General features: G+C 48.0%; 9 protein-coding genes. All 9 read left to right on the forward strand.

Annotated features, from left to right (window positions below):
- The first annotated feature begins 211 nt into the window (after positions 1–211).
- The 9 genes from AB1797_11415 (at position 212) to AB1797_11455 (ending at position 7,367) form a co-directional block, all read left to right on the forward strand.
- Complete coding sequence (locus tag AB1797_11415; protein ID MEW5768207.1) at positions 212–694, forward strand: isoprenylcysteine carboxylmethyltransferase family protein; 483 nt, start codon at positions 212–214, stop codon at positions 692–694.
- A gap of 59 nt (positions 695–753) precedes the next feature.
- Entirely contained in the window at positions 754–957 is a 204-nt protein-coding gene (locus AB1797_11420; GenBank protein ID MEW5768208.1) for a DUF2283 domain-containing protein, read from the forward strand.
- A 270-nt stretch (positions 958–1,227) separates the two neighbouring features.
- Positions 1,228–1,743: a 4Fe-4S dicluster domain-containing protein gene (locus AB1797_11425; GenBank protein MEW5768209.1), complete on the forward strand. Its 516-nt coding sequence runs from the start codon at positions 1,228–1,230 to the stop codon at positions 1,741–1,743.
- A gap of 24 nt (positions 1,744–1,767) precedes the next feature.
- The gene (locus tag AB1797_11430; GenBank protein MEW5768210.1) at positions 1,768–1,950 is read left to right on the forward strand and encodes a 4-oxalocrotonate tautomerase family protein; all 183 of its coding nucleotides are present in this window, start codon (positions 1,768–1,770) and stop codon (positions 1,948–1,950) included.
- A 62-nt stretch (positions 1,951–2,012) separates the two neighbouring features.
- Positions 2,013–2,876 (forward strand): CoB--CoM heterodisulfide reductase iron-sulfur subunit B family protein, encoded by an 864-nt coding sequence (locus AB1797_11435; GenBank protein ID MEW5768211.1) that lies wholly within the window; start codon positions 2,013–2,015, stop codon positions 2,874–2,876.
- A gap of 283 nt (positions 2,877–3,159) precedes the next feature.
- Positions 3,160–3,384, forward strand: a complete 225-nt coding sequence (locus tag AB1797_11440; GenBank protein MEW5768212.1) for a hypothetical protein — start codon at positions 3,160–3,162, stop codon at positions 3,382–3,384.
- A 132-nt stretch (positions 3,385–3,516) separates the two neighbouring features.
- Entirely contained in the window at positions 3,517–4,350 is an 834-nt protein-coding gene (locus AB1797_11445) for a zinc metalloprotease HtpX (protein ID MEW5768213.1), read from the forward strand.
- A 297-nt stretch (positions 4,351–4,647) separates the two neighbouring features.
- The gene (locus tag AB1797_11450; protein ID MEW5768214.1) at positions 4,648–5,532 is read left to right on the forward strand and encodes an NAD(P)H-dependent oxidoreductase subunit E; all 885 of its coding nucleotides are present in this window, start codon (positions 4,648–4,650) and stop codon (positions 5,530–5,532) included.
- The gene (locus AB1797_11455) at positions 5,529–7,367 is read left to right on the forward strand and encodes an NADH-ubiquinone oxidoreductase-F iron-sulfur binding region domain-containing protein (protein ID MEW5768215.1); all 1,839 of its coding nucleotides are present in this window, start codon (positions 5,529–5,531) and stop codon (positions 7,365–7,367) included. Before AB1797_11450 ends, AB1797_11455 begins: the two co-directional genes overlap by 4 nt.
- Positions 7,368–7,528: the final 161 nt, after the last annotated feature.

The following is a 7,528-nucleotide window of genomic DNA, read 5'->3' on the forward strand; positions in this document are numbered from 1 at the left end:
ATCGCCCCTACGGGGCTTGAGATGTAGGGGTTGGCATCTCGCTATAAATATATCGCCCCTACGGGGCTAAAAGCTCACTACAGGTCGCAAGGTTTCACAAGAAAATGGACTATTTTGAACCGTCCCGGTTTGTTTTGTTTGCAAATTTTATGGTAATTCTCTAAGTTACAGATAAGCTTAGTCGTTAGTGGCGAATAGGAAGAATAGAACGATGGCGTTGCTCCTTAAAAATCTCTTGTTTACCTTGGTTGTTTCAGGCACGGTGGCAGTCTATGTGCCGTTTCTACTCGCCGAGAACCGATCCCCTACTTTGGGCGTGGTATCTGTCATTGCTTTCGCCTTGCTTGTAATGGGGGTCGCCATCTATGCTTGGTGTGTGTGGGACTTTGCTACGTTCGGGCGGGGAACGCCTTTGCCAATTGATGCACCCAAGAAGCTCATCGTGCGAGGGCTTTATCGTTATACGCGAAATCCGATGTACGTGGGCGTGCTCACAGTAATTCTATGCTGGGCCGTTATGTTCCAATCTGTGGTTTTGGTACTATATGCTCTCGTTGTTGGCACATTATTCCACCTTTTTGTTGTTATCTACGAGGAGCCCCATCTTCAACGGGTGTTTGGCAGCGAATATGATAACTACCGTAGTCAGGTGGGTCGCTGGCTCCCCAAACTTAGTCGTGGGCCAACCGCCTAACCATTGACTTGAGTGGACAGTTGCTCCCGCCGCAAAAGAAATGCCCGGGGGTGGGGTTTATGAAGATAAAATATTCAAAGGAAGTTGATATTCTTTTAATAGAGCTTAGGGACGGAACTCTTAGAGATTCGATAGATTTAAAGAAAGGTATTATTCTTCATCTTGATAATGAAGGATTACCACTTGAGATTGAAATACTTGACGCTTCCAAGATAGCAACGCTTAAAGAGATAAGTCTAATAACTCCTCAACTTTTCTCTTGACTTACTCGTTTTTATATACTATAATCCAAGATCATAAGGCTCAAAGCACTAAAAAAACATCGGGGAGGCGCTTCTATAACACTTCTTCCGAATTACCTTAAAATCAAAATTCTTATCAGTTTCTTATCAGTTTCTTATCAGTTAATTCTTATCAGTTTTATCAGTTTATCAGTTATCAGTTAAATTCTTATCAGTGGATACTGGATCCTTTACCAGCATCGAGCATCCAGCATCGAGCATCAAGTGTTTTCTAACCAAAAAGGACTGCTCATGGAAAAAACAACTTTTAGGCAAACTGTTAGTCAACAAAGTGGAGAATCACCGGCCAGGTGCCTTGGCTGTCTTAAGTGCACGGCGGGTTGTCCCCTTTACCCGTGGATGGATTATGGTCCAACCCAGGTGATCAGGCTTATCCAATTGGGACAGAAAGAGAGGCTTTTGAAAAGTTCTACTATCTGGCTCTGTGTCGGCTGTGAGACCTGTGTGGCCAGGTGTCCGATGAAGATAGATATAGCCAAGATAATGGATGCCCTGCGCGAGATGGCCCTCAAAGAAGGTTATGAAGCAAAAGAGCCTAACATCCCACTTTTTCACAACTTATTCCTCAGCTCCGTTAAAAAGAGGGGTCGGGTTTTTGAGGCTGAATTTTTGGGCTGGTATAAGCTCAAGAGCAGGGAGCTATTTAAGGATATGAAGCTGGGGATGGAGATGTTTAAGCGGGGTAAGATACCGCTCTGGCCGAGCAGGATTAAGGCCAAGGGTGAAGTAAGGCAGATGTTTAAATAGCCATCTGAAATCGGAGGTGGAGAAATGCCTGTGGTAGACCTTAAGGTGTTGGGAAAATTGACCAAGGAACAAAAGGCCGAGATAACGCGGCAATTTACTAAGACCCTTCAGGATGTGGCTGGAAAGCCGCCTGAGTATACCTATGTCATTATTGAAGAGGTCGAGCCTGAGAACTGGGGGCATAGAGGCAAGCTGTTTTCTGGATGACTTCAGATGACCGGTTCTCGGCCATCTGACTTTTGGGCTAAGGAAGGAGAAAGGACTAAACATTGAAATACGCTTACTATCCAGGCTGTTCGCTTCATTCTACCGCCAAAGAATATGATCAGACCAGCCGAGAGGTCTGCCATGCCCTGGGAATAGAATTGGCCGAGATTGATGACTGGAACTGCTGTGGGGCTACTTCGGCTCATTCTTTGGACCACCGGTTGGCCCTGGAACTTTCGGCCAGAAACATACTTTTAGCTCAAGCTGAGAGAAGCGATATGGCCATCCCTTGCGCCAGTTGTTTTAATAACCTCAAGAAAGCCAGTATTGAGCTGGAAAAGAATCCGGCTTTTGCGCGCCGGATGTCTGAAATTACAGGGGTTACTTATCATAGGAAGTTACAGGTTAAGAATCTACTTGATGTGGTGGCTGGTTTGGATGCTGATCTTATTAAATCCAAGATAGTCCGCCCTCTTAAGGGGCTTAAGGTAGTTTCTTACTATGGCTGCCTCCTCTTGCGGCCGCCTGATATGATGAAGTTTGATCATCCGGAACAGCCTGAGTCAATGGATAACCTGATGGAAGCCAGCGGGGCTGAACCCGTGCCCTGGTCATACAAAACCGACTGCTGTGGTGCCGGTCTCACCTTGACCATGACGGAGGTGGTAGTCAAACTGGTCGGCCATATATTAATCCAGGCTAAACAAGCGGGCGCCAATTGTCTGGTAACGGCCTGCCCGATGTGCATGGCCAATCTTGACACCAGGCAGGCACAAGCAGCCGAGGCGGCCGGCGAACAATTTGATCTGCCTGTCTTCTATTTTACTGAACTTTTGGGCTTGAGCTTCGGGATGAAAGGCCAGGATTGGTGGAAGAAGCACCTGGTTGATCCATCTAATCTTCTTTTCTCTATTGGGTTAGCTTAGATGTTCGCTATAATATCCCCTTGCCCCGATTGGTGATTAGGGGCATAAAGCCTGATATAAGGCCAATAGAGGTAATATGTGACCTTGATTATGAGGCAGATATGGTGATTATTGTCAGTGTTGAACGGAATAAATCAAAAAAGTCAAGAAGGATTAAGGGGTAAGATATTATGGAAGAAAAGAACTTTCTTCACAGATGTGCTCTCTGTGGAGGCAACGTTTTTAGGGACATGGATACACTCGCTGTTTCGGTAGGAGAAATTACCTTTCTCATAGAAGATTTGTGGATAGGGGAATGTGTGGGGAGAGATACCATCCGGCTGAGGCTTCCCGGCGGATCGAGGAGGGAATCCAGAAGAAGCTGAAAAGGGGAATGATTTCAGAAGAAGATTTGCCGTCTCTTACTATCACGTCAGAGCGAGACCTATTGAAAGGAGTAAGCAGATTTGAGAAGGAGTTGCTTTCGAGAGTGGAAGCGCTTGAGACCTCTGTTCAGGGGATGATATAATAGGGCACAAGGGCGGGAAGTTCACTGGAGGGAAGGATGCTGAATCAAGAATCTGTGAGAGGTGTTCCCTATTTTCGTGGTGCATTTATAATTCTCGCTGACAATGCCAATGTTAGGGAGTGATACTATCTCATGAATACGATAAAGGTAGTTCTATTGTTGGCCTCCCTATCCGGACTGCTGATGGTGGTGGGGTATTTTATCGGCAGACGTAGGGGGGTTATTATGGCCCTGGGGCTGTCTATGCTTATGAATATAGGGAGTTACTGGTATTCGGACAAAATAGTCCTGAAGATGTATAACGCCCGGGAGGTGACGGAGGAACAGTCGCCGGCTCTTTATCACGTCGTAACAGGCTTATCGGAAAGAGCAAGACTTCCCATGCCTGGGGTTTACATCATAGACAGCCAAACGCCGAACGCATTTGCCACAGGACGAAATGAGAATCATGCGGCCATTGCCGTAACCTCCGGTATTCTCAATATTCTGGACAGGGCCGAGCTGGAAGGGGTTATTGGACATGAGTTGTCCCATATCAAAAATAAAGATATGCTGATCAGCACCATGGCCGCCACCATAGCCGGTGGGGTGGTAATGCTTTCATATATGGCGCGATGGGCGGCAATCTTAGGGGACGCGGAAGGTAAACAAGGTGGGACGGTTGGACTTATCGCTACGGCCATTGTGGCGCCTATCGCCGCCACGATTATCCAGATGGCCATATCACGATCAAGGGAGTACGGCGCCGATGAAGGTGGGGCAAAGATTTCAGGGAAACCAGCGGCCCTCGCCAGGGCGCTGGCGAAATTGTCAAAGGCTTCAGGTGTGATGCCAATGGATGCGAATCCTTCCACGGCGCATATGTTTATTGTGAATCCCCTGTCGGGAGACTTCTTCCTGACTCTTTTTGATACCCACCCACCCATTGAAGAGAGAATTGATAGATTAATGAAAATGTCATCTTAACGTAGCTTATTGTTACCCACAAATTGGGTAAAAGGATGAGGTAAACAAGGATAAACCACGAAGAGCACGAAGGATACGAAGAAAAAAATATTTTATTTTGGTAATGGGTGTTATGAAATTTGTTTTATAATTCTTCGTGCCCTTCGTGTTCTTCGTGGTTTTTAAAAGATGTGGGTAAGGATAAGTTAATGTAGGAGGGAGGGGGAGATGCTGGCGCAGCGCCACAGATTCTGGAATGGCATGTGGGGCCTTTTATTGATGCATGGGAAGGGTGAGTAAGGAACAGGGGTTGAAATTATGAGTAATGAAAAACAGAAGACCGGTTCAGTATTAGTTATCGGCGGCGGCATAGGCGGGATGCAAGCCGCTTCCGACCTCTCAGAGGCCGGATTCAGGGTTTATCTGGTAGAAGAAGGGCCGGCTATTGGCGGGCGGATGTCGCAACTGGACAAGACCTTTCCGACCAATGACTGTGCCATGTGCATTATGGGACCCCGGCTGGTCGAGGTGGGAAATAGTCTGAATATTAAACTCTTGACTAACTCTGAGATTACCAGGGTAGAGGGAAGTCCTGGTAATTTCAAGATAGAGGTTTTGAGGCACCCCCGTTATGTGAGTGAAGAAAGGTGTACTGGTTGCGGCACCTGTGTGGAGACCTGCCTGACCAGGAACAGGCCCTACTTTGAGGCGGTTGAGCCCCCCGTTCATTTAGACCCGAAAGATGAAGAGCGGGTGACCGACCTAATCAACACCTATCAGGCCAAAAGTGAGCATCTTTTAGCTATCCTCCAGGATATCCAGGCCGAATACCACTATCTGCCTCAGGACATAATCAAGTATGTGGCTCAAAGGCTGAATATCCCGGTATCCAGGGCTTACGGGCTGGCTACCTACTATGCTGCCTTTAGCCTTACGCCAAAGGGCAGGCACATCATTAACATCTGTCTTGGCACGGCCTGCCATGTAAGGGGGGGAGATAGGATTATGGAGCGGTTAGAGCGTGATCTCTCTATCTCATGTGGTGAAACGACGGATGATTTAGCCTTCACCTTAGATGGAGTCCGCTGCCTTGGTTGCTGTTCTTTATCGCCAGTAATGACTATAGATGGCAAGACATACGGCAACCTAACTCAGGATGGTGTTTCCAAGATAGTAGAAAGGATTTGGAAAGAGGATCAATGAAGATACAGGGAATAGATGATCTTAATCGAATAAGGGGGGAGGGAAGAAAGAAGCTTTTCCCTCCAGAAGGAAAGATAGTCGTGGGGATGGCTACCTGTGGTCTGGCCTGTGGCGCGGAAGATGTCTTTTCTGCTTTGCTTGAGGAAAAGAAGAAGAGGCGATTGGATATAGTCATCGCTAAGACCGGCTGTCTTGGCTTCTGCCAGCAGGAGCCGATCCTGGAGATAAGGTCATCTACAAAGACAGGCCGAAGGATCTATGGGCCGATGGATGCCAAAAAGGTGCCTTCATTGATAGCCCAATGGGGCGAAGGAAAGACACCGGAAGAGAACCTCCTGGGGATAATAGAAAATGGTCAAATTAACATTGACTTCTACAGGAATCAAAAGAGGCTTATCTCTGCCAACTGTGGCCTGATAGACCCGGAAAGTATCGAGGAATATATTGCCGCTTCTGGTTACTTCTCACTTTGGAAGGTGTTTTCTACGATGCAGCCTGAAAAAGTAATTGAAGAGATTAAGCGGTCTGGTCTTAGAGGCCGTGGTGGGGGGGGATTCCCGGCGGGCAGGAAATGGGAGACCACCCGCCAGGCGCCGGGTGAGCCGAAATATGTTATCTGCAATGCTGATGAGGGTGATCCGGGGGCGTATATGGACCGCAGCCTTCTGGAGGGCAATCCGCATTCGGTCCTGGAAGGGATGATTATTGGGGCTTATGCTATCGGCAGTAGTGAAGGATATGTCTATGTGCGTAACGAGTATCCATTGGCCGTAAAGAATGTTGGTCTGGCCATTAAGCAGGCCAGGGAATATGGGCTGTTGGGTGAGGACATTATGGGATCCGGGTTTGATTTTGACATCAAGATAGTGCGGGGCGGCGGCGCCTTTGTTTGTGGGGAGTCTACGGCCCTTTTTGCCTCAATAGAAGGAAGGATCGGCGAGCCGAGGGCCAAGTATGTCCGCAGCTCGGAAAAGGGCCTATGGGATAAGCCGACTAATCTCAACAATGTGGAAACATGGGCCAATGTGCCCCTCATTATTGAAAAAGGAGCGGATTGGTATACAAAGATCGGGACGGAAAACAGCAAGGGCACCAAGATCTTTTCGCTGGTGGGCAAGATCAATAATACCGGTCTGGTGGAAGTGCCCATGGGTATTACCTTGCGGGAGATCATCTTTGACATAGGCGGCGGCCTTCCCAATAAACGCAAGTTCAAGGCTGTCCAGACCGGCGGACCTTCAGGCGGCTGTATCACGGAAAGGCACCTTGACCTGCCGGTTGATTTTGATGAGTTAACTAAAGTCGGCTCCATGATGGGCTCCGGCGGGATGATTGTGATGGATGATCGCACCTGTATGGTGGACATCGCCCGCTATTTTCTGGAATTTCTGAAGGAAGAGTCCTGCGGGAAATGTGTCCCCTGCCGGGAAGGGGTGGTGCGGATGTATGAGATACTTTCCGACATCTGTGCCGGCCAAGGCAAGGAAGGCGATATTGAATTCCTGGAAGAGCTTTCCTCGGTCATCCTGAAAGCGGCCCTTTGCGGACTCGGCAACACGGCCCCGAATCCCGTTCTGTCCACGATTAGATACTTTCGAGATGAATATGAGGCCCACATCAAAGAAAAGAGGTGTCCGGCCGGTGTCTGCAAGGCACTGACCACCTTTATCATTAATGCCGAAACATGCACGGGTTGTAGGCTTTGCGTCAAGAACTGTCCGACCAGCGCCATTACAGGTGAGAAGAAGGAGCCGCATATTATAGACCAGGCCAAATGTATCAAATGCGGGGCCTGTTTTGATGTCTGTAGATTTGAGGCGGTAGAGATCAGATAATAGAAAAGTTCGCTTTGAGTGGGGATTAAAGAAATCGTAACTACTCAAAACTAAGTTAAGCAGTTAGTTGGGAGACAAAGCAAAATTCCCTCTCCCTTGATGGGAGAGGGATAGGGTGAGGGTGAAATTGGCGGGCAATATTATTACTCTTGCTAAAAACC

The sequence above is a fragment of the bacterium genome (assembly GCA_040753085.1).
Lineage (GTDB): Bacteria > UBA9089 > JASEGY01 > JASEGY01 > JASEGY01 > JASEGY01.